This window comes from Marinobacter sp. MBR-105 (genome assembly GCF_053628895.1).
This window is the reverse complement of sequence record NZ_JBRJHG010000007.1, coordinates 172732-194118: the sequence shown is the minus strand read 5'-3', so window position 1 is coordinate 194118 and position 21387 is coordinate 172732. Positions and strand designations below refer to the sequence as shown.

Genomic DNA, 21387 nt, shown 5'->3' with positions numbered 1-21387 from the left:
CTGTCTGACCGGCTTCCGGATCACAGGAAATAAAACGACCAATAAGGGGATTTACAATGCGTAAACTGACGATCGCCGGGTTTGCACTGGCTACTGCTCTGACTGCAGGTTGTGCCACTACTGAACAAGCTGCTATCGACGAAGCAAATGCAACTGCCAGCTCCGCTGAGCAGACTGCCAACAACGCCCTGAACACTGCTAACAGCGCCGCCAGCAGTGCACGCACTGCCCAGCAGACTGCTGAAGAAGCTCTGGCTGCAGCCCGTGCTGCCCAGAAAGCTGCTGACGAAGCAAACGAGCGCGCCAAGCGTATGCTCGAGCGTGCCAGCCAGAAGTAAGGCTGTCAGCTAGCAAAAAAGGCCGGTTAATCCGGCCTTTTTTTATGTCTGCAGAACCCTTTGGTATTAGGGTTTCGGCTCTTCCTGCCCAGCCTTGTCCGGCCTCTGGTTCTGAATGAAGGTCTTGACCAGATCCATCGGCAACGGGAACACAATGGTCGAGGAGTTGTTGTTGCTCATGTCCGCCAGCGTTTGCAGATAACGCAATTGCATGGCACCGGAGTTGACAGACATCACCTCAGCCGCTTCCACCAGTTTCTTCGACGCCTGAAGCTCGCCTTCAGCGTGAATGACCTTGGCCCGGCGCTCCCGCTCGGCTTCCGCCTGACGGGCGATGGCGCGGATCATGGATTCGTTCAGATCCACATGCTTGATTTCCACATTCGCCACCTTGATACCCCACTCTTCGGTCTGGGCATCGATGATCTCCTGAATGTCGGCGTTCAGCTTGTCCCGTTCGGATAACATCTCGTCCAGGTCGTGCTTGCCCAGTACAGATCGCAGTGTTGTCTGGGCCAACTGGCTGGTAGCGGCACCATAATCTTCAACCCGGATGATGGCTTTTTCCGGATCCACCACCCGGAAGTACAGCACCGCATTTACCCGCACGGTAACGTTGTCTTTGGATATCACGTCCTGGCTGGGGACATCCAGGGTGATCACCCGAAGGTCAACTCGCACAATCTGCTGGATACCGGGAATGACGATGATCAGTCCCGGGCCTTTCACGCCCTGGAACCGACCCAGAAAAAAGACCACGCCACGCTCGTATTCCGGCAGGATCTTGATTGCTGACCCCAGGATCAGCAGCAGCACCACCGTCGGTGCAATATAGGGAATAATGTCACCGAGATTCATACGGCCTCCTTGATTTGCCGTTGATGTTTAATCTGTGCGCTCTGCCGGTTCGTCGGTGCCGGGCTCCACTAGCAGGGTCAGGCCGTCCATACCATTTACCCGCACTTGCGATCGGGCTGCAATGGCCTCCTGACTCCGGGCGTTCCAGCGTTCGCCGCTGACCCGTACATGGCCCGCGTAGGCATCATACGTGGGGACAAAATCATCCAGTGCCACACCGTGTTCGTGGACCAGCTGCTCACTACCCGAGACCGGGTGGCGCCGCCGAAGACCGATGAACCGGGTAACCGTCCAGAGAATAAAACCCCCGGCAACCACCGCCGTACCACCAATCGTGGGCAGCGAGATATCCTGATGGCTGCCGTCCATCAGGATCACCGAGCCGGTGACAAACGCCACAATGCCACCGATGCCGAGGATGCCGAAACTGGGCACGAACGCCTCGCCGACAATGAAGGCCAGCCCCAACAGGATCAGCGCCAGGCCCGCGTAATTTACCGACAATACCTGGAAGGCGAACAGGGCCAGAATCAGACTGATTGCGCCAATCACCCCAGGCACTACGGCGCCGGGATTGGCCAGTTCGAAAAGAATGCCGTAAAAGCCGATGATCATCAGGAAATAGGCCACATTCGGGTCAGTAATCACCGACAGCAATTTGGTGCGCCAGTCCGGCTCGGCCCGCACCAATTCCAGTTGCGCGGTTTCCAGCACCCGATCACCGGCGGCCAAGCGCACTGTGCGACCATCAATCTCGCTTAACAACGCCCGGAGGTTTGGCACCACCACGTCCACCACGTTACGCTCCAGGGCTTCGGTAGCCCCGAGATTGACCGCCTCCCGAACCGCCTCTTCCGCCCAGTCGGCATTACGACCGTGGCGCTCTGCCAGGCCGCGGATGTAGCTCACGGCATCTTCCAGTACCTTGCGCTCCATAGCAGTGTTGCCACGACGTTTGTCGGCCGATTCGCTCTGGTCGGTGTCCTCCGAAGATTCTTCAGGGGCAGATTCAGAAGGGGACTCAGGTTCTGTGGAGCCGGGCAGGCCGCCCATTTGCACGGGTGTGGCTGAGCCAAGGTTGGTGGCCGGAGCCATGGCGGCAATGTGGCTGCCGTAGAGGATATAGGTACCGGCACTGGCCGCCCGGGCACCCTGGGGTGAAACGTAGGTCGCCACCGGCACATCGGAAGCGAGAATGGTCTTGATGATTTCCCGCATGGAATCCATCAAACCGCCCGGGGTGTCCATTTCAATCACCACCAGGCCGGCGCTTTCCCGCTCCGCCCGGCGAATACCGCGGGTCACATAATCCATGGTGGCCGGGCCAATCGCACCGTCAACCGAAAGCACCAGGGCCTGACGGGGCGATTCCTGTTGCGCAAAGACTTTCAGGGAAAGACTGAACAGGGCCAGCAAGGCTCCGGCTACAAACACCAGCGCCCAGAGCTTTACTCTGGGGGTGAGTGTCGATGTCCTGAATTGGCTTGCACGCATCTCAACCTCCCACGGGAGTGATCAGAACAGCTTTGCCAGAACCGACTCTGGTAACCGCCTGAGCACAAAACCGATCGGGGCCCAGGGCCAGGCGGGCACAAAATGCTCGGCTTTTCCGGCTTCTATGGCTTTCACCATAGCACGACAGCCGGTTTGTGCGTCGACGATGAACGGTGTGTTTTTAACCTTCTCATTGATTTCAGTGCGAATATAGCCCGGATACAGGGTAGTCACACGGATCGGGGACCGGCGTTTTTTCAACTCGATGCGCAGTCCTTCACAGAGTGCTGCCAACCCGGCCTTGGTGGCGGCATAGGTGGTAACGTTGCCCGGCATTCCACGCACTGCCGTTACCGATGATACGGCCACCAGGTGGCCCCGGTTCTGTTCCCTGAATATTTCCATCGCCGCTTCAATCTGGGCGAGGGCGGCGACAAAGTTGGTTTCTGCGGTCTGCCGGTTAGCGTCAAAGCGCCCGGTTCCGAGTGGCTGGCCCTTACCGATACCGGCATTCACGATAATTCGGTCCAGTGCTCCAAAATGAGCCTGAAACGCCCGGAACACCTCCTGCACCTGAGCATGATCATTCACGTCGAGTGCCATCACCTGAATCCGGATACCCGGATACTGTTTTTCAAGCTCCGCTTTCAGCACCTCGAGCCGCTCAGTTCTTCGGGCGCAGAGCGCCAGGTTATCTCCGCGGGCGGCAAATTCTCGGGCCATGCCCTCGCCAAGGCCAGAACTGGCGCCGGTGATCAGAATGCTCCTGCTCATTGCGGTGTTCCTTTACCAGGGGGACTAGAAATACAGGGTCTGTTCCGGCTTGCCCTGTTTCTCGGATTCTGCGGGTTCAACCGAGTCCTCGGATGCCATCCGGGTCAGCTTCTCGCCGACCATGGTGGGCAGACCATCGGCCTGATCCACCGCCAGCTCAATGGAACGGCGGCGAAGATCCACATCCGGATGCTGCTGGCGGAAGCTCTCTACTTTTTCAAACACCTGAGCCCACAGGCGCTCCCGGTCGCGGGCCGAATAGTCCTCATGGGGCCGATGCACTTCCAGCCACACCTCACCACCGGACATGCCGATCTTGACCGGCTCACGAATCACCTGTACCGGCGTGCCTTTCTCCACCTGATAGACAAACCGTGAAATATCTTCGTTGTACATGCGGAAACAGCCGTGACTGACCGGCATACCAACACCGAACTGTTTGTTGGTGCCGTGAATGAGGTAGCCTTTCTCACTCAGCATCAGGGCATGAGTACCCAGGGGATTGCCCGGGCCGGGCGGGATCATTTTCGGCAGATAGTCTCCCGACGCCTCATATTCCGCACGAATGCTCGCTGGCGGGTACCAGGCCGGGGACTCCAGTGGCATGGTTACTTTGGCATTGGTCAGCGGCGACGGGTTTTCCTCGGTGCCCACACCAACCGGGTACACCTGCACCCCGCCATCAGGTGTAAAGTAATACAGCCGGTATTCAGCCAGATTAATCACGATGCCCTCGCGCTCAACATCCGGCAACACATACATGCGGGGCAGAGTAATCATGGTGCCTTCGCCCGGCAGCCAGGGATCAATACCGGGATTGGCCTTCACCAACTCCAGGTACCCCAGGGCCAACTTGTTACCAATGCCGGCAAAGGTGTCCTCATAGACGGTATTGAACACCTGCAGTTCTCCCGCCAGGTCACCGTCGGGCTGAAAGGTAGGAACCCGCGGGGAGCGGTCCGGCGCCTGTTCTGATGCCTCCGGCCCGTTTGTGTCCCGGGCGGCCTGTACTGAGGAAAACGGCCACAGCAGACTGACACCAAAAACAACAAGCAACCAGCTTTTCCACCGCATAAGATTGGGTTCCCGTAACAACATTTCTCACACTCAATGACCGGCGTCCGGCTCAGGAGTTCATTACCGTGGCCCAGACCGTCACCACGGCCAGGGCCACAAACAGAATACTCGCACTGATTCGCGCCATGGCCAGTGGCAGGCGTTCCATCAGCCAGCGACCCGCCATGATAACCGGCACATTGGCCAACAGCATACCCACCGTTGTACCCATGATAACCCAGAACGTGTCGGTATACCGTGCGGCCAGGACCACCGTGGCGATCTGGGTTTTATCACCAATTTCCGCCAGGAAGAACATGATGGTCGTGGCCATGAAGGCACCCATACCCAGGAATTTCGAGTCCTCCGAATCATCCTTGTCTGGAATCAACAGCCACAGGGCAATGGCGACAAAGCTGACCGCCAGGATCCAGGGCAGCCAGGCTTCCGGAATCCATTGCGCAACCCAGGCGCCCAGCCAGGCAGACAGGGCATGGTTGAGTACGGTAGCAATCAGAATCCCGAGGATGATAGGGGTACGCTTGGCGTATCTGGCAACCAGAAAGAGAGACAACAGCTGGGTTTTATCGCCAATTTCAGCGATGGCAACGGCAAGCGTCGAAGCGAGAAAAGCATCCATTCAGCAGAACCTCAGGGCGGAGACAATTCAGACATGAGACAGCCCACCTTCCGCCCATTGGAGGTGATCTGCCTCAGGTCTTGCCAATTCCTGTTCAGGAACACAGTGGCCATGCAGATTGAGCTGCAAGTATGTTGACCACCATCTGCCCGGATCACCGGTGCAGAGGCTACTCCCCCGAAGGTGCGGCCATAGTAATGAATAGCGGCAAACAAGGCAACTCCCGGCCTCAGGCCCGCATTTTCCAGATCGGCACCGCCGCCAGCGCCACGCATACCGCAACCAGCCACCAGGCCGAGGCAAAGGCCGAAACGGTTGGCAGCCCGCCTTCGTGTTCGCCGAACTCGATGGTGAGGGCAACGATATTCACCCCGAGCGCACCACCCAGCTGACGGGCGAAATTGATCGTACTGGAACCTGCACCCAGCTGTTCCGGCGCGAGCGGGTTCAGAGCTCCCGTCGACAGCGCCGGCAACATAAAGCCTATACCGATTCGGCCCACAACTGCCCACAATGCCAGCCAGACAAACCCGACCAGCGCCCCGGTAGCGGCAAACAACACCGCCGAACAGGCAAACATGGCAATGCCAAACAACACCAGCCCACGGGCACTGCGTTTGTCGGCAAGCCGGCCGGCGACGGGGAACACCATGCCCAGTACGACGCCTGCGGGTAACATCAGCAAGCCCGCTTCTGTGGCCGAGAAGCCCAGCGAAGTCTGCACAAATAACGGGATCAGATAGGTAGAGCCGAACAGCGCCAGACCCAGTGCCATGGCGCCCAGGGTTGCGTACAGAAACACCGGCTCTCGCAGTAACGCCAATCGGACAAGCGGATGGGCGGCACGACGTTCACGTACGATAAATCCAATAATCAGAATCGCAGCCAACGCGCCCTGCCAGGCAATACGCACAGAGTCTCCGGGCCAGTCCTGCAGACGGTTAAGCGTTTCCAGGGTGACAGCAACCGCGGCCCCCAGCAGAACCATACCGGACAGATCGAACATGTAGGGAGCCGGACGGGACCGTGGTGACGGCAGAAAGCGCAAGGCCATCCACACACCCAGCAGGGTGACCGGAGCCGGGGCAAACATCACCCAGCGCCAGTGGAACTGATCCACCAGAAAACCACCGAGGACCGGGCCCAGAGCCGGCGCGAGAATCACACCCATGCCATAGATGCCCATGGCGCGGCCGCGCTGGTCCGCCGGAAAAATCCGGAACACCAGATACATGCCCATGGGCTGCATCAACCCGGCCATGGCCCCTTGCCCAATCCGGGCGGCAATCAACAATTCTGGCGTGGGCGCCAAGCCACCGGCGAGGGAAATCAGCGTGAACATGGCCATGGCGGCACTGAGGGTCTTGCGGACACCGAAGCGGTCCAGCAGCCACGCCGAAGCCAGCATGGTGGTGGTCATGGCGGCAATGAAACCGGTCGCCAGCCAGTGAACCTGGCCCTGGCGGATACCGAACTCCACCATGATATCGTGCAGGGCAACGTTGACCACCGTGGCACTGAGCACCGTGGCCATGGTGCCGAGCACCACGGTAAGCACCGCCAGCCAGCGCCAGCGGTCACCATATCGGGCCCGCAGGCCCTCTACGGATTGATCAGCCAAGACTCACTTCTGCTTCTCGGCGTTTTCCATGATCTTGTGGAAAACCTTGAGCGATGCCTCAATGTCTTTGTCGGAAATGCCGTCAAGCATCTCCTCGCGGAGCGTGGCCGCTCGCTCGGACAACTCATCCATGAACTCGACACCGGCCTTGGTCAGGTGAAGGCGACGGGCGCGACGATCGTTGGGGCATGGGCGGCGCTCAATCAGCCCCTGTTGCTCGAGGCTGTCCAGCAAACGTACCAGGGTCGGGTTTTCAATGGCCATCAGGCTGGCCAGTTCACGCTGGGTCAGGCCTTCACCACCTTGCTGCAGATACACCATGGTGCTCCAACGCGCCTGGGTAACACCCAGATCTTTCAGGCGTTCATCGAGCATTTTGCGCCAGCGGCGGGTTACCCGGGCAACGGCAAACGGAAACTGATCTCTCATGGTTCATTACTCCTGATGGTGATCCGGCATGGGACAAGCAAACGCCACCCCGAAAACCGACAAAAGACTTACCTTATTGGAAATTCACCAATAGTAAGCTAACCATTGAAATAAAAACAGATGTGAAGACAAAAATATAATTGGGGAAAACCGAAAGCTGCGTCAACCGGCCTGACGCAGCTCCTCCTGCATTTCTTCCACTTCCGGTGACTCGTGAAACTCGGTGTTCCGGGGATCCATCTCGGTCAGCACCGGTGAGGTTTCCGGCATGGCCGGAACGAAATGCTCCTGCTCTTCCACCGGAACATCTTCGGTGTGGCTGATGCGGTAGCTGGTAATCACCGCCAACACCAGAAGGAACCCCGCATTGCCATAGAACAGGCCAGCCGGACCCAACAGGCTGATCAGCTCTGCCATGGCAATGGGGCCGATGACACTGCCAATACCGTAACTCAGCAGCAAGGTCGCACTGGCCGAGACTATCCGGTTGCTGTCCATACGGTCGTTGGTGATCGCCACGGCAATCGGATAGATAGTGGCCGACAGGCCGGTGAACAGCCCTACCAAAAGCGTGAGTAAGGCCAGGTTGCCGGCGCCAAGCACCGCCACACCGCCCGCGGAAGCCGACGCGGCCACCGCCACCCAGAACATGACCCTGCGCCGGTCAAAACGGTCGCACAGCCGTCCCAGCGGCCAGGCCAGAAGCATGGCCGCCACAATCGCGCTGGCCATAAAGGTAGAGGTGCGCGCCACATCCAGGCCAACCAGCGTGGCGTAAACCGGCCCAAGGGCATAGAAGCCACCGATCATCACCCCACAGATCAGCGCCCCGGCAACGCCCGAAAACGACTCCCGCGCCAGCTTGAACACCGACATGCGACTGGCCTGTTCAATAACCGGCGCCTCCATCCGGGTCAAAGACAACGGAATCAATGCCAGCGTCAACAACATGGCCGCCAGCGAGAACGGCAGGAAGTTGGCCGGGTCACCGACATTGACGATCAACTGGCCGCCGGCGGCCGAAAGATAGAAGACAATCTGATAGACCGCGAAGAGTGCGCCGCGATTCGCGTTGGTGGCCCGACTGGAAAACCAGCTCTCAATGACCACCAGCACCCCGGCAATGCTGAAGCCGGACAGCACCCGCAGCACGGCCCAGAACACCATGGAAATAGCCATCGGATACATCAGTGCGGTGACCGCCGCCATGGCTGCGAACACCGCAAAGGCCCGGATATGGCCCACCCGGCCAATAATCTTGTGCACATACAGGGTGCCAAGCACAAACCCGATGGAGTAGCACACCAGCACCCAGCCGATCACGTCTGGCGAGACCTCTTCAATACTCAGGCGAATGCCCAACAGGGTCATCAGAAAGGCGTTGCCACTGACCAGAAGGACAATACTGAGAATCAGCGCTGATAAAGACGCAACCATTCGGGTCATCGGAACTCTGCCTGTCGCGATTACAGTGGGTAACAAAAAGAAAAGATAGCAACATTATAGATTGTCTGCTGGCGAGCATTTAACCAACCTCTTTATAGCCGCGCCACTAGGGAGTTGCCGAGACCCCGAGCCCGCACTGGCAGGCCATTTGACAATGTTTTACATTAATGGGTCGTAACAGACCCGATTGGCGGGAGCAGGTAACATATTTGCCATGCAATCTACTGGACCGTGAGCGCCTGGTTATGAAGAAAACGGACTGGCCCATTCGTTGGGATTTACTGCTTCGCTATCGCCTGATCGAGATTATCGCCCTGTGGGAGGGTCGGCTGACCACCAACCATATCTGTCACAGCTTTGGTATCGGTCGACAGCAGGCTTCCAAGGACATCAATACTTATCTTCGTGAACTGGCTCCCGGCAATCTGGTCTACGACCGGCACCTGAAAGGCTATGTCCCCTCTGACAATTTCAAGCCGGTGGTCACCCGGGGCGCCGTATCCGAGTATCAGGATCTTCTGGCCCGCCAGCAGAATCTGAGTGATACCTTCTCCGATCTTGAACTGGGCCTGCCCGGCAACGCCGTCATCCCGGAGGCCGCCCGCCATATAGAACCGGAAGTTATGCGGGCCGTGGTGACCGCTACCCGTTATCATCGCCAGCTGAAGGCGAGCTACGTATCACTGAGTCGCCCGGAAGCCGCCGAAAGTGTGCTGGAACCCCACGCTCTGGTCTGTTCCGGCAACAGCTGGCACGTTCGGGCATGGTGCAGCGCCAACCGGGAATTCCGGGATTTTGCCCTGAGTCGCTTCCACGGCCGTATTGAAGCCCTGCGTCAAAAAGCCCGGCACAACGCCCAGCAGGATGACGACTGGCAGCGGCAGGTGACACTGGAGATCACCCCGGACCAGCGCCTGACCGAAGCCCAGCAGAAGATCATCGCCCGCGACTACGGCATGACCAATGGCCTGCTGCACATCGAAACCCGAGCAGCCCTGGCACCCTATGTGCTGTCCAGACTGGGCATCACCTACGAAAACAGCCACCCAGACCCATTGGTTCAGCAGCTAGAACTGGCCAACCCGGACCAGCTCGGTTTTGGCAGCAAACGCGAACGGGCACTCAAGGCGGTGGCCGGTCTCTGCTAGACTGGCCCCGTGACCAGACCGCTCCAGACCTTTACTGCCCTTTTTTGCCTGGGGCTCGTGGTATCGGCGACGCCACTCCAGGCGCATGCCGATAACCGCTGTGGAGCTTCCGCTACGCCCATCCATCAGGTACAGGGCAGCGGCAACCAATCCCCACTGATCGGCCAAACCGTGACCGTAGAAGGCATTCTTGTACTGGATGCCCGAAAACCTGGCGGCTTTTCCGGGTTCTATCTGCAGCAGGCCGATCACCAGACCGATGACAATCCAGCCACCTCAGAAGCACTGTTTGTCTATACCCGCAAAGCCGGTGGCACCGTGGGTCAGCGGGTGCGGGTTACCGGCACCGTCAAGGAGTTTCACGGCCTGACCGAACTGGCACCGGTGCACAGCCTTTCAGTCTGCGGCCAGGCACCCCTGCCAGCGCCGATCAACGTATCGCTACCCTGGTCGCAACCACCCGAAAGCCTGGAAAACATGCGGGTGCGTTTCGACGAGCCCCTGACGGTCATCGATAATTACAACCTGGCCAGGTACGGCGAGCTGGCATTGGCGGCCAGCGATCAGGTGATTGCCACAGAACAGTTAGCGCCAGGTCCGGCTGCCCGCACACTGGAACAGCAAAACCTGGCGCAACGGATAACCCTGGACGACGGCCTGGGCAAGCAAAACCCGACGCCGGTGCCCTGGCTATCAGAACGCGATACCGTTCGGGCCGGCGATATCGTGTCAGAACTGGAGGGCGTACTGGATTACCGCTTTGGCCAGTGGCGGGTTCAACCGGGCGCTGTACCACGTTTCCAGGCCCGTAACCCCAGGCCACAAGCGCCGACCAAATCAACGGACAGTATCCGGATCATGACCCTGAACCTGCAGAACTACTTCAATGGCGACGGGCAGGGCAAGGGCTTTCCCACGCCACGGGGCGCATCATCGCTCGAGCAGTTTCAGACCCAGAACCGTAAACTCGCCCGAACCATCCAGGACGCGCACCCAGACATCCTTGCCGTGACCGAACTGGAAAATGACGGCTACGGCCCAGACAGTGCGGCGGCTGGCCTGGCCCGGACGCTCGGCGCTGATTGGGCAGTCGTACAGACGCCGGGCCGGGACGGCAACGATGCCATCCGCACTGCTTTGCTCTATCGGGAATCCCGGGTCCGCCCCACTGGCCCGGCTTACAGGCCCGGACCAGGCGAACTTCCAGGCGCGTCCCGCCCGCCACTTGCCCAGGCATTCCGTGCCCGGGGAAGCGAGCTGACGTTCTGGGTGGTGGTACCACATCTGAAATCAAAATCCTGCCGACATGCAGCGGCCCGAGAGCAGGATCAGGGCGACGGGCAGGGCTGCTACAACCGGCAGCGGACCCTCAGCGCCAACGCTATCGTGATCTGGCTCCAGGCGCTGGCCGGAGATCCCGAAACCACACCCGTACTGATTACTGGCGATCTCAACAGCTATGCCCGCGAGGCGCCGGTCGAACGGTTCCAGGAAGCAGGTTTCACCAGCCTGGTACACCAGTATTACCCTTGCCTGCCAATGCAGTGCGAGCACTATACCTACCGGTACCAGGGCCAGAAAGGTACCCTTGATTACGCTCTTGCCAGCCCGGCACTGATGCCTTGGATTGAGCAGGCGCAAATCTGGAACATCAACGCTGATGAGCCCCGGGCGCTGAGCTACCGTCAGACCCCGGATCAGTCGGGCCCGTGGCGATCGTCTGACCACAATCCCGTGCTGACCGATCTGAAACTCACTCCCACCCGCTGACTTGCTGCACCGCCTCCGGAGTCCGGCAGCCGGGCAATAGCGCACGGCCCGCGCCGCGTTAAACTGACAAGGCATTCACAGTAATGAGGTATGCCCGTGGCATCGATCCCTGTACCCGATCTCTGGCCCATGGCCCGAACCGGACAACGCTGGCTGCTCAGAGCCAAACGCCGGGAAGCCGGTGTGGACGGTCATCGCATGATTTTTCTGGAACGCGGCCGGCCCGGCCCGGGGCGTCCGACCCTGGTGCTTATCCATGGCTTTGCCTCCATGAAGGAGAACTGGGCGCTCTGGATGCAGAAGCTGCCTTCGGACTGGCATCTGCTGATTCCGGACCTGCCGGGGCTGGGCGAAAGCCAGTATCAGCCCGCGGCCAGCTATCGCTACGAACGCCAGGCAGAGCGGCTGAGGGACTGGCTGTCTGAATACCCGGGCGACAACCTGCATCTGGCGGGCAGTTCCATGGGCGGTGCCATTGCCGCGATCCTCGCCCATAAGCTGAACCAGCCACCCCGCTCGGTCACACTGCTCAATAGTGCCGGCATTCCGGAACACCCGGATGTGGATATCAACGCGCCCTTCAAGTCTGATCGCGATGCCATTCTTATTCCTGGCGACTGGGCCGGCGTTTACCGCATGTTCAACAGCGTCGGGAATGGCAAGCCCACGGTACCCGGGCTGGCCATGACCGGCCTGCTGGGTCCTGACCTGCTAAAACGGCAAGCATCGCTACGGCATATTTTCAACGATATGCTGGCCGATGCCCTGGCCCCCGCGCGATTTCTTGGCCCGGACACTCCACCACTGCAAGTGCAATGGGGTGATCGCGACGTGATCACACCAACCCGTTGCGTAGACTGGTTTCGTACCGCCACACCCAATGCGGAAGTTCACGTGTTCCCGGGTGTCGGCCACCTGCCCATGCTGGAACGCCCGGGCCAATCCGCCAGGGTGTTGCAGGAGTTTGTTCAACGACAGGCGAGATAAAGCAATTGGCCTCTCTGGCCCATTGACCCGTCAGCGAAGTCATGGGGCTCAACCGTGCAAAGCGCCATAATCGGTTCCAACGAGCTCCCTTACATAACAACAACACACGCTGACGAGGAACATCATGCGCGCCTCTGTTTCCAATTCTCAGGATCTGGGCATGCCGGCCATCTACCTGCATACCCTGGCTGAGCTGCTTCATACCATTGGTGTTGATGAGCGGGATCTGATTCTGAGAGTCGGGCTGGATCCCACCCGGCTCAATTCCACCGAACTTCGGGTCAGCCAGGCCCAGGCCAGCGAGTTTGTGACCCGGGCCATCATTGAAAGTGGTGAACCTGGACTTGGTATCCTGCTGGCAAGGGAACTCAAGCTGCCCCTGCACGGTGCACTGGGTACCGCTGTCATGAGCAGCCGCACGCTGGCCGAGGCTCTGGAGCTGATGACCCGTTATCTCACCTTGCGGGCACCGCATCTGAAGGTAGAGAAGCGAGTCGCAGGCAGCAATGTCTGGTACGCGGTCAAATGCGATATCGAGCTGGGCCCGTTGCAGGGATTCGTTCTGGATGCCGTGCTGTTCGGCTGCGTTTCCATGGGGGCACAACTCACTGGCAGCCCGGTGCCCGGGACACAGGTTTTGCGCCGGGGCCCGGAACCCAATCACTTTCACCGGTTCCGACGCTCCATCGGGGTGCCGGTGGACTACGGCGCCAGTGAAGATGCCCTGGTGATTCCTGCCAGCCAGCTCAATCTGCCTGTGCAGTTCAGTAACGATCAGTTGGCGATCAGTTCGCGGGAACAATGCGAAACGGCACTGAAACAACTAAAAGAAGATGCCGGGTTTGCCTGCCGTGTTCGACGGGTGATCGAAACCAGCCACCCGTTTCCGCCAAAACTGGCCCGGGTGGCCTCTACCCTGTATGTTTCAGAGCGCACCCTCAAACGCCGGCTGCAGGAAGAAGAAGCCAGCTTCCAGGCCCTTGTGGACCAGGTCCGCCTGGAGCGCGCACGGGATCTGCTGGCCAGCACCACCATGAATCTGAGCCAGATTGCCGACAGCCTGGGCTATGCCGACGCCGCCAATTTTACCCGGGCGTTCAAACGCTGGACGGGGCTGAGCCCCAGCCACTTTCGCAACCGGGAACTGCAGACCGCTGAAACCGCCTGACTCAGTCGATACCCAGAATCTTGTGCATCTGCAAGGTTAACCGCCATTGCGGATGCGCCAGGCAGTAGTCCGTGGCTTTGCGGGTATTGCTTTGCTTGATGGCATCCGGCCCACCCTCCGGCACAGACGGTGAGGCCATGGGTGACAGGAAGTAATGCCTCGCCCGGATGTGCAGAAATCGCTCCGGTGGCGCCAGCGGCTGCGGGTAGACCAGCTTCAGCTCATCACACTCAGCAATGACCACCTCGGCATCGGCTTTCGGGCTGACACACAGCCAGTCGATACCTTCGGGCGCAGGCAATGTGCCATTGGTTTCCACCCCAACCTCAAACCCGGCCCGGTGAAAGGCCCTGATCAAAGGCTCATCCAGTTGCAGCAGAGGCTCACCGCCGGTACAGACCACATAGGGCCGGCCAGGAGCATCGGGCCACAGTGACCGGATATGGGCGGCCAGGGCCTCCGGGGTGTCGAAGCGGCCGCCATTCTGGCCATCGGTACCGACAAAATCTGTGTCGCAGAAATTGCACACCGCATTCGCCCGGTCTTTCTCACGCCCCGTCCAGAGATTGCATTTGCTGAACCGGCAGAACACCGCCGCGCGTCCAGCCTGGGCGCCCTCACCCTGGAGAGTGTAAAAGGCTTCCTTGACGCGGTACATCAGGCAAGACGCTCGTAGGCCAGTGGATCGGTGACGCCATTGGCGGCAAAGGCCTCCAGCCGCTCGACGCAGGAACCACAACGCCCGCACGCCTTGTCGCGGCCGTTGTAGCAGGTCCAGGTCTGGCTGTAATCGAGGCCCAGCTTGAGCCCTTCTGCCAGGATCTGGCCCTTGTCCATGGCCATAAAGGGTGCCTCAATGCCTACGGGCTCGTAGTTGGCCACCCGGCACACGGCATCCATCTTTTCAACAAACTCCGGCCGGCAATCCGGGTAAATGGCGTGGTCCCCGCCATGGGCCCCATACCAGACCGCGCCCGCTCCGGTGGTCACCGCATACCCGGTCGCCAGCGATAACAGGATCATGTTGCGGTTGGGCACCACCGTGGCTTTCATGGTGTCTTCTTCATAATGGCCTTCAGGCACCTCGATGTCGGACGTCAGAGACGAGCCGGACATCACCTCACTCATGGCACGGATATCAATCACTTTGTGGGGGATACCTTCAGCCCGGCAAACGTCGGCGGCCACATCCAGTTCCCGCACGTGGCGCTGGCCATAGTTGAAGGACAGGGCATGTACCTTGAGCCCCCTGGCGCGGGCCAGGTGCAACAGTGTGAAAGAATCCATACCACCGGAATAGATAACGACAACGGAGTCAGTCATGAGGGGTCAGCACCAGTTTTTCAGAAGGGTGTGTCATCGGGCTTTTACAAAGCGTGGCCATATTGTAACAGTGACAAACCGAGTTGGGTTCGCGTCCTGGCAAGATCAGGGGTAAACTCGAAAGAAAACGACAAAGCACCAGCACCGATTCAATGAGCTCAGACTTCAGCCCGGCCTTTATTGACTTTGAGGCGTCCAGCCTCGACCTGATCGCCAGCTACCCGATTGAGGTAGGCATCTGCATGCCCGACGGGGCACTGCACAGCTGGCTGATTCAGCCCCATGTGCTCTGGCAGGACTGGTCTGAAAGCGCGGAAACCATTCACGGAATTTCAAGGCAACGGCTGTTGCAGGAAGGCATGCCGGTTAGCGAGGTGGCTCAGCAATTAAACGAGTTGTTGCCGGAGCAGGTATTCTGTGACGCCTGGACCTTTGACAGCTTCTGGCTACACAGGCTGTTCCGGGCCGCCGGTGAGGTTCCGGCGTTTCAACTGGAATCCATTTCCATGCTGCTCGACCCGGACCAGGTACGCCACTGGTCAGGCATCCGCCAGCAGGTGATTGCCGAACTCGGGCTGCCCGTGCACCGGGCAGCCAACGATGCACTCATCCTGCACAAAACCTGGGAACGGGTTATTTGCCGGGGCGAAGCCGCAGTGCAATAACTTCCAGGCCATCTCGGATGGTATGAAGTGTCCAGTAGGTGGCCAGTGCCATCAGCGCGGCACCAGTAACCGTAAAGGACAGGTTCTCACCCACCACTTGCCCCTGCGCCATCACCAGATAAACGGCAACCGCGACAATCAGGGCAATCTCGACAATAAAATCAGAACGGAACTTGTTACGGGCAGGTCCGGGTTCTTCGGGCATTTTCTTCGGTTTCAACCTCTGGATATCAATTGGATAACTGGATGTATTGAGTGATTGAATTATCGCCAAAGCCGCCATAGATGGCTGTACGAAGTAGTGGCTACGAACTTTCCGAGATGGCAAAAAAAACGCAGCCCATCGGGCTGCGTAGAAAGGAGAGATCCATCCGATACCTGCCAGGCAGGTACCGCGGATTGCACAACGTAAAAACACGTGACAAGGCGAAGTATGAGGATTTCCCGCCGGTGCGTCTGTACGGGTTTGCCGAATGAACAGGGCTATTGCAAACCGTCCAATTGCCGATACACTGATGACTGAACCGAATCCACAGAGCCGATATGACCAGGATGATTTCAAAGCACACCGTATACTCAGCCGCCGGTTGCCTGATTGGGCAGACCGTGCGTGCCATGGTGAAAGACAGCTAACGGCTTTCGGTCAGTCCCGGGAGCCGTTGCGGTAACCGGGGCAGCTTCTCCGCCAGACCCCGGTTGCCTGTGAGGCTCCGGGGTTTTCTGTTTTTGCAGCCGCAAAACGACAAGGAGAACATCATGAGAAGACATCCAACATCACGTGCAGCGAACCAGCCCATGACCAATCGTCAGGCTCCGATCAAGCGCCCGGAGAAGCTGCCGCTGCTGGATGCAATCTGCAAGAAACTCAATCAGCGAGTCAATCTGGATGACGAGCAGCGGGTGCTGGGTCTGTATGAGCGGGGCTGGATTTTCAAAGGCGTACTCAGCAATCTGGACGGCGCCGAAGCCCGATATGTCCGGGCTCTTGCGACCCGCTACAACTCCTGGATTGCCCGCCAGGTAGCCTGATCAGGCTTGCCGTCACTACCGCAGGCTGGACCGGTCAATGATGCCGGTTCAGCCCATCCATCATCGACAGATCACCGCCATGGACCATGGCGTAGTTGTTCACCACATCGTAAATCTTTTCCTGGGAATAGGGCTTCACTACATAGCCATTGGCGCCGGCACTGATGGCACGTTGAATACTCTCAATGGAATCGTCTGCCGTGACCAGCACAATATGCTGGTTCTCCCGAACCTGTTTGAAACGGGTCATCAGTTCGTGACCGTTACCATCCGGCAGTCCCAGATCCAGCAGAATGATCTGGAACTCACTGGCCTCGAACGCCGCCCTGGCAGACGCAGCGTCCGCACATTCAGACACGCTGGTAGCACCGGCTTTGTAAAGCATGTCGACCAGACGCTCCCGCATCACCGGCTCATCTTCGACCACCAGTACTCTGAGATCACTCATTACACTCTCCTGTTCTGTGCCCTGGCTCAGTAGGTATCGTTGCCGGTTCGGCGCGGCAAGTCCAGAGGTGCGGGCCCGGGGCGGACATCAACCGGTTCATCACCGGTGGGCCCGCCATGGTCACCGACGGACGGTGGCGCGGTCACCCGGGTGAGAATATTGGCAATGCTGACTGCCGTTGTATAGAGGGAAATGGAGACAATCAGCAGTACCGGCTGCACAAAGGCCACAAAGCCCGGAATCTCCGCGTTCCCGGTCATACTCAGGATCAGGATGATGGCCGGCCCAAGGACCACGAACAGCGTCAGGGCAATAAAAAACACAATCCGCTCTTTGTAGCGCCCCAGATCGCGATTGGTCACCAACCCCAGCACAAATTTGCCGATAGCCAGGCCGGCCAGAATCGCCGCAGCAATACTCAGGTCGGGCCGCATCAGGGACTGGTACAGGTTGCCATCCCAGAGCCGCTGCATGGCAATGACAAGAAACGGAAACAGTACGAACAGTATGTCGGCGTATGTGCCATACATCATGCTCAGAGAATAATGTTCCTGTTTTTGGTTATCGCTCATTGGCCTGTTCCTTTGTGGTTTTCGACGACCTCTGGTGGCCCTCAAGGGCCCGGTCAATCATGGCGTTCAGGGTGGTCAGTTCCTGTCGAATCATCCCCCTCTCTCCGGGGCTTGAGCGTACACATCGCTCAAGTATCCCTGCCTGTTCTGTCATCAACGGATAGCCCATGGCACCGGCGGTGCCCTTGATCTGATGGCTCTCGGACTGCAATTGCTGCAACTGTCCCTGGGCCAGTGCGGCTTCCATGCGACGCTTTCGCTCAGCCAGGCCATCCAGGAAACGGTTCACCAGCGGACTAATGTCATCGTCAACCGCCTCGCCGACCCATTGTTCCACCGGCAGATAGCGATCCAGCAGGGCCTGCAGGTGGGCATGGTCAATGGGCTTGTTCAGCACCCCGTCGCAACCGGCCTCCAGCAAGGCTTCATTCTCTGCCTGATCACCAGCGGTAAAGGCAATGATCGGCCGCCGGAAGCCCGCCTGGCGCAAAAGCCGGGTGGCCGCAACGCCGTCCATGCCGGGCATGTGGCGATCCATAAGCACCAGTTTCACGGTTTCCGACAGGGCCCGGCGAACCGCCTCTTCCCCATTGGTCACCAGCAAGGGCTCTGCGCCGGTGCGGCGGAGCATCCGCTCCACCAGCCCACGGTTATCATCGTTGTCTTCGGCCACCAGCACCTTGCCGCTGTACCGGTGACCCGAACCCACCGCCGTTTCCGCCGACAACGCCAGGTAACGGGCCAATACCTCGTAAAAGCGCTGCTTGTCGATGGGTTTGGCCAGGTGATCATTGCATCCCGCCAGACGATATTCAGCGATATCCTCGGCCATGACATTGGCCGTAAGCGCAACCACCGGGGTGTTAACACCTGCTTCCCGCAACGCCAGGGTGGCATCCCGGCCATTCATCACCGGCATCTGGATGTCCATCAGAATCAGATCGAAGTGCTCGCGGGTGGCGCGCTCCAGGGCTTCCGCGCCATTACTGACATGCACCAGCTCGGCACCGGTGCGCCCCACCAGCAACGACACCAGCCGGCGGTTTACATCGTTATCCTCGGCACAGAGGATGCGGCCCGACAACCGGGGCGCCATGACCATGGCAATGGCCCGGCGCCGCTGGCTGAATTCCGAGGCATCCCGCAGGAAATGAACCTGCGCGAGTTCACCGGTGCTGATGCACACTTCAAATTCACTGCCTTCACCATAGGTGCTGGACACCCGGATATCGCCGCCCAGCAGTTCCGCCAGCCTCCGGGATATACTGAGGCCGAGCCCCGTGCCGCCATACTGGCGGGAAATTGCGGTGCTGCCCTGGGCAAAGGGGTCAAACAGACGGTCCAGCTGTTCAGGCTTCATGCCAATCCCGGTATCCACCACCCGGGCGTAAAGCTTCTCGGCGCCCCGGTCACAGCGAATAATCAGGGAGATAGACCCATTTTCCGTGAACTTCAGGGCATTTCCGCACAAATTAATGATAATTTGTCGGTAACGGGTTGGATCGGTCCGGATCTTCTCGGGCAGGGGATAATCGCAGATGATACTGAAATCCAGGCCCTTTTCCCGGGCCCGGGGGGCGAAGAAGGCGCGGATTTCATCCAGCAACTCCGGCAGATTGACCGGCACCACATCAACATCCAGCTTGTTGGCGTCGATCTTTGAGTGGTCGAGGATATCGTTCACCAGCTCCAGCAGGTGCCGCCCGCTGCGAACCACCGTTTCAGCACTGCTGCGTTTCTCGGTTTCGTTCAGATCCGGGTCCAGCAGGGTTTCGCCATAGCCGATGATTGCCGCCAGCGGGGTCCGGATTTCATGACTCATATTGGCCAGGAACTGGCTCTTGGCCTGAGCGGAATTCCGGGCCAGCTCTTTTTCCAGCCGCTCCTGCTCCCGCTCCCGCTCGATCTGCAGGCGCTGATGGCTCTCAGTGGCGTCAATACAGGTGCCTTCGAGATGCATGGGCAGGCCCTCGGCATCATACACCGTGTGCAGGGAAATGGTGGCCCAGCGTTCCTCGCCCTGACGGGTCAGGTAACGCGCTTCAATACCCTTCACCGTACCCCGGGCCTCCAGTTGCTCGACCACCAGACGCCGCAACCGCTCATCGGCAATGCAGGTTTCCAGCACATCCGGATTACGCGCCAGCAGCTCACGGCTGCTGCTGTAGCCCAGCAACTCGGCCATGGCCGGGTTGGCGGTTACAAACCGCCGTTCCGGTGACATCTGGAACACGCCCTCAATGGCGTTATCAAACAGTGACTGGTAACGCCTCAGGTTCGCCAGAGCGCGCTGGTTCCAGGCCAGGGCCTCGCCCTGAACCTGCTTGATTCGGTCAGCCAGGGCAAAGGAAAACAGGATGATCTGGGCCGTCAGGCCGAACTGTGGCGAATAGCTGGTAAAGGTATTCAGCAGCAGGTAACCCATCACCGTCAGCGCATAGATACCAAACCCGATCAGGGCCAGGGTCCAGGCAAAGAAATAAGAGCGTGCTGCCGGGTTGTAATAGCGCCAGGACAGATAGCTGACCACAATCAGAATGATACTGAGCAGAATCGAGCCGACCACAATCCATTCCATGGCCACCGAATAGGGCATGAAAAACGACAAACCAAAGGTGGTGACGACAGAGGTCAGACATAACCGGAGTACATGATCCAGATCGGGCGAGCGTTGCCGGGTTTCCAGCAGCGAACGGGCCATCAACAGGCCAAAGAACCAGGTCAGGATAATCTGGAAAGGGAGGTATTCCTTGTTGAGCAAGGCTGGCCGGCTATCCAGCAACTGAATCCCGTGCACCTGTTCGGTACCGATGAATACCGCCGCACATACCAGGTAGAGCACGTAGTAGATGTTGCTGCGCTCCCGCACCGATACCGCCACAAACAGGTTGTAAGCCAGGATAGCCAGGATGGCACCCAGCAGCAGTCCGCGCACGGCTTCGTCGATGGAGACCTTTTCTATGTAATTGTCCGGGTGCCAGAGGGTAATCGGCAGGCGGAAGGTGTTGGTGTTGGTAATGCGCAGGAAAACCGTGGTGACGGTGTCTGGCGACAATCTGAGCCGGAAGGTCGGGTTTGGCACGGCCAGATCCCGTTCGTCCCAACTGTCCAGATACCCGGTCTGGCGTTGTTCCACCAGTTGCCCATCCCGAACCAGATACAGCCGAACGTCGTCCACCAATGGCAGCGCCAGCTCCAGTATCCAGTCCGAGCGGGAGCTTAAACGGCGGGTGCTCAGGTCAAAGCGAGTCCAGTAGGCGGAGCCGGTATAACCGAAGTTGAGTACGCCACCCTGATGACGGGTCAACCTGTCCTCGCCTGCGGCGCGAACCTCATCAATCGTCAGTGACTGCTCAGGATCTTCCAGGTACCAGAGGCACTCGCCCAGATCCGGAATGCTACCGGTGTTGTGATCCAGCATGATCTGCCCATCCCGGCAGGCATTCTGGGCCTTCACCACAGATGGCAAAACCAGAACGGCCAGAAACAGGAGCAGAACCACCGTCCGCACCGGGATATGGGCAAACCGTTGCTGCAAAATGTGATCTCCGCGCGGGTAGCTGCGTGCTTTATCGTTTATTGTCAGCACTTGTCACTTTAGCCGTTCACACGCTTTTTCGC

Annotated in this window: 21 protein-coding genes; 7 read left to right on the top strand and 14 right to left on the bottom strand. The window is 59.1% G+C overall.

Features of this window, described 5'->3' with window-relative positions:
• The first annotated feature begins 56 nt into the window (after positions 1 to 56).
• On the top strand, positions 57 to 338 hold the full coding sequence (locus ACSSVV_RS10425; protein WP_011783700.1) for an Lpp/OprI family alanine-zipper lipoprotein: 282 nt from the start codon (positions 57 to 59) through the stop codon (positions 336 to 338).
• Between the two features lie 66 nt (positions 339 to 404).
• On the opposite strand, the gene ACSSVV_RS10420 is transcribed toward ACSSVV_RS10425, so the two are convergent.
• From ACSSVV_RS10420 to ACSSVV_RS10385, 8 genes are all read right to left on the bottom strand, one after another.
• On the bottom strand, positions 405 to 1196 hold the full coding sequence (locus ACSSVV_RS10420; RefSeq protein WP_011783699.1) for a slipin family protein: 792 nt from the start codon (positions 1194 to 1196) through the stop codon (positions 405 to 407).
• Positions 1197 to 1223: 27 nt separating this feature from the next.
• Positions 1224 to 2690: an NfeD family protein gene (locus ACSSVV_RS10415; RefSeq protein ID WP_011783698.1), complete on the bottom strand. Its 1467-nt coding sequence runs from the start codon at positions 2688 to 2690 to the stop codon at positions 1224 to 1226.
• Positions 2691 to 2711: 21 nt separating this feature from the next.
• Positions 2712 to 3464, bottom strand: coding sequence for an SDR family oxidoreductase (locus tag ACSSVV_RS10410; RefSeq protein ID WP_011783697.1), 753 nt, complete (start codon positions 3462 to 3464; stop codon positions 2712 to 2714).
• Positions 3465 to 3488: 24 nt separating this feature from the next.
• Entirely contained in the window at positions 3489 to 4538 is a 1050-nt protein-coding gene (locus ACSSVV_RS10405) for a L,D-transpeptidase family protein (RefSeq protein WP_011783696.1), read from the bottom strand.
• A 52-nt stretch (positions 4539 to 4590) separates the two neighbouring features.
• Complete coding sequence (locus tag ACSSVV_RS10400) at positions 4591 to 5160, bottom strand: TMEM165/GDT1 family protein (RefSeq protein WP_011783695.1); 570 nt, start codon at positions 5158 to 5160, stop codon at positions 4591 to 4593.
• 229 nt (positions 5161 to 5389) lie between these two features.
• Positions 5390 to 6781 carry a DHA2 family efflux MFS transporter permease subunit gene (locus tag ACSSVV_RS10395; RefSeq protein ID WP_023008080.1) on the bottom strand — a complete coding sequence of 464 codons (1392 nt, stop codon included), beginning with the start codon at positions 6779 to 6781 and terminating at the stop codon, positions 5390 to 5392.
• Positions 6782 to 6784: 3 nt separating this feature from the next.
• Entirely contained in the window at positions 6785 to 7210 is a 426-nt protein-coding gene (locus ACSSVV_RS10390) for a MarR family transcriptional regulator (RefSeq protein WP_011783693.1), read from the bottom strand.
• A 162-nt stretch (positions 7211 to 7372) separates the two neighbouring features.
• Entirely contained in the window at positions 7373 to 8656 is a 1284-nt protein-coding gene (locus ACSSVV_RS10385) for an MFS transporter (RefSeq protein ID WP_022991835.1), read from the bottom strand.
• Positions 8657 to 8901: 245 nt separating this feature from the next.
• Here ACSSVV_RS10385 and ACSSVV_RS10380 point away from each other — a divergent pair, with 245 nt between their 5' ends.
• The 4 genes from ACSSVV_RS10380 to ACSSVV_RS10365 all read left to right on the top strand — a co-directional run bounded on the left by ACSSVV_RS10380 (position 8902) and on the right by ACSSVV_RS10365 (position 13729).
• Complete coding sequence (locus tag ACSSVV_RS10380) at positions 8902 to 9804, top strand: helix-turn-helix transcriptional regulator (protein ID WP_014420089.1); 903 nt, start codon at positions 8902 to 8904, stop codon at positions 9802 to 9804.
• 9 nt (positions 9805 to 9813) lie between these two features.
• On the top strand, positions 9814 to 11574 hold the full coding sequence (locus ACSSVV_RS10375; protein ID WP_023011970.1) for an ExeM/NucH family extracellular endonuclease: 1761 nt from the start codon (positions 9814 to 9816) through the stop codon (positions 11572 to 11574).
• A gap of 96 nt (positions 11575 to 11670) precedes the next feature.
• Positions 11671 to 12561, top strand: a complete 891-nt coding sequence (locus ACSSVV_RS10370; RefSeq protein ID WP_011783689.1) for an alpha/beta fold hydrolase — start codon at positions 11671 to 11673, stop codon at positions 12559 to 12561.
• A 124-nt stretch (positions 12562 to 12685) separates the two neighbouring features.
• A complete protein-coding gene (locus ACSSVV_RS10365; RefSeq protein WP_011783688.1) occupies positions 12686 to 13729 on the top strand; it encodes an AraC family transcriptional regulator in 1044 nt (347 codons plus the stop codon).
• A 1-nt stretch (position 13730) separates the two neighbouring features.
• Here the strand turns inward: ACSSVV_RS10365 and queE are convergent, their stop codons facing one another.
• Together queE and queC are read right to left on the bottom strand one after the other, a co-directional pair.
• Positions 13731 to 14387: a 7-carboxy-7-deazaguanine synthase gene (gene queE, locus ACSSVV_RS10360; protein WP_011783687.1), complete on the bottom strand. Its 657-nt coding sequence runs from the start codon at positions 14385 to 14387 to the stop codon at positions 13731 to 13733.
• Positions 14387 to 15052, bottom strand: a complete 666-nt coding sequence (gene queC, locus ACSSVV_RS10355) for a 7-cyano-7-deazaguanine synthase QueC (RefSeq protein WP_011783686.1) — start codon at positions 15050 to 15052, stop codon at positions 14387 to 14389. The genes queE and queC overlap by 1 nt, the downstream gene beginning before the upstream one ends.
• A gap of 152 nt (positions 15053 to 15204) precedes the next feature.
• Between queC and ACSSVV_RS10350 the strand changes: the two genes are divergently transcribed.
• Positions 15205 to 15717, top strand: coding sequence for a 3'-5' exonuclease (locus ACSSVV_RS10350; RefSeq protein WP_011783685.1), 513 nt, complete (start codon positions 15205 to 15207; stop codon positions 15715 to 15717).
• Here ACSSVV_RS10350 and ACSSVV_RS10345 read toward each other — a convergent pair.
• Positions 15686 to 15922, bottom strand: a complete 237-nt coding sequence (locus ACSSVV_RS10345) for a hypothetical protein (protein WP_014420082.1) — start codon at positions 15920 to 15922, stop codon at positions 15686 to 15688. The genes ACSSVV_RS10350 and ACSSVV_RS10345 overlap by 32 nt on opposite strands.
• Positions 15923 to 16473: 551 nt before the next feature.
• Between ACSSVV_RS10345 and ACSSVV_RS10340 the strand changes: the two genes are divergently transcribed.
• Positions 16474 to 16746: a hypothetical protein gene (locus ACSSVV_RS10340; protein ID WP_011783683.1), complete on the top strand. Its 273-nt coding sequence runs from the start codon at positions 16474 to 16476 to the stop codon at positions 16744 to 16746.
• Positions 16747 to 16780: 34 nt separating this feature from the next.
• Here ACSSVV_RS10340 and ACSSVV_RS10335 read toward each other — a convergent pair whose 3' ends face one another.
• Genes ACSSVV_RS10335 through ACSSVV_RS10325 form a run of 3 tightly spaced genes read right to left on the bottom strand, consistent with a single transcriptional unit; the run spans position 16781 to position 21304 of the window.
• Positions 16781 to 17194, bottom strand: a complete 414-nt coding sequence (locus ACSSVV_RS10335) for a response regulator (RefSeq protein ID WP_011783682.1) — start codon at positions 17192 to 17194, stop codon at positions 16781 to 16783.
• Positions 17195 to 17220: 26 nt separating this feature from the next.
• Positions 17221 to 17766, bottom strand: coding sequence for a hypothetical protein (locus ACSSVV_RS10330; protein WP_011783681.1), 546 nt, complete (start codon positions 17764 to 17766; stop codon positions 17221 to 17223).
• Entirely contained in the window at positions 17756 to 21304 is a 3549-nt protein-coding gene (locus ACSSVV_RS10325) for a response regulator (protein ID WP_454106198.1), read from the bottom strand. The genes ACSSVV_RS10330 and ACSSVV_RS10325 overlap by 11 nt, the downstream gene beginning before the upstream one ends.
• Positions 21305 to 21387: the final 83 nt, after the last annotated feature.

Coding starts and splice junctions, on each gene's coding strand:
- ACSSVV_RS10410 (WP_011783697.1), bottom strand. CDS start 3,464: ATGAGCAGGAGCATTCTGATCACCGGCGCCAGTTCTGGCCTTGGCGAG.
- ACSSVV_RS10405 (WP_011783696.1), bottom strand. CDS start 4,538: ATGCGGTGGAAAAGCTGGTTGCTTGTTGTTTTTGGTGTCAGTCTGCTG.
- ACSSVV_RS10420 (WP_011783699.1), bottom strand. CDS start 1,196: ATGAATCTCGGTGACATTATTCCCTATATTGCACCGACGGTGGTGCTG.
- ACSSVV_RS10385 (WP_022991835.1), bottom strand. CDS start 8,656: ATGACCCGAATGGTTGCGTCTTTATCAGCGCTGATTCTCAGTATTGTC.
- ACSSVV_RS10390 (WP_011783693.1), bottom strand. CDS start 7,210: ATGAGAGATCAGTTTCCGTTTGCCGTTGCCCGGGTAACCCGCCGCTGG.
- ACSSVV_RS10415 (WP_011783698.1), bottom strand. CDS start 2,690: ATGCGTGCAAGCCAATTCAGGACATCGACACTCACCCCCAGAGTAAAG.
- ACSSVV_RS10335 (WP_011783682.1), bottom strand. CDS start 17,194: ATGAGTGATCTCAGAGTACTGGTGGTCGAAGATGAGCCGGTGATGCGG.
- ACSSVV_RS10380 (WP_014420089.1), top strand. CDS start 8,902: ATGAAGAAAACGGACTGGCCCATTCGTTGGGATTTACTGCTTCGCTAT.
- queC (WP_011783686.1), bottom strand. CDS start 15,052: ATGACTGACTCCGTTGTCGTTATCTATTCCGGTGGTATGGATTCTTTC.
- queE (WP_011783687.1), bottom strand. CDS start 14,387: ATGTACCGCGTCAAGGAAGCCTTTTACACTCTCCAGGGTGAGGGCGCC.
- ACSSVV_RS10365 (WP_011783688.1), top strand. CDS start 12,686: ATGCGCGCCTCTGTTTCCAATTCTCAGGATCTGGGCATGCCGGCCATC.
- ACSSVV_RS10350 (WP_011783685.1), top strand. CDS start 15,205: ATGAGCTCAGACTTCAGCCCGGCCTTTATTGACTTTGAGGCGTCCAGC.
- ACSSVV_RS10330 (WP_011783681.1), bottom strand. CDS start 17,766: ATGAGCGATAACCAAAAACAGGAACATTATTCTCTGAGCATGATGTAT.
- ACSSVV_RS10340 (WP_011783683.1), top strand. CDS start 16,474: ATGAGAAGACATCCAACATCACGTGCAGCGAACCAGCCCATGACCAAT.
- ACSSVV_RS10345 (WP_014420082.1), bottom strand. CDS start 15,922: ATGCCCGAAGAACCCGGACCTGCCCGTAACAAGTTCCGTTCTGATTTT.
- ACSSVV_RS10425 (WP_011783700.1), top strand. CDS start 57: ATGCGTAAACTGACGATCGCCGGGTTTGCACTGGCTACTGCTCTGACT.
- ACSSVV_RS10400 (WP_011783695.1), bottom strand. CDS start 5,160: ATGGATGCTTTTCTCGCTTCGACGCTTGCCGTTGCCATCGCTGAAATT.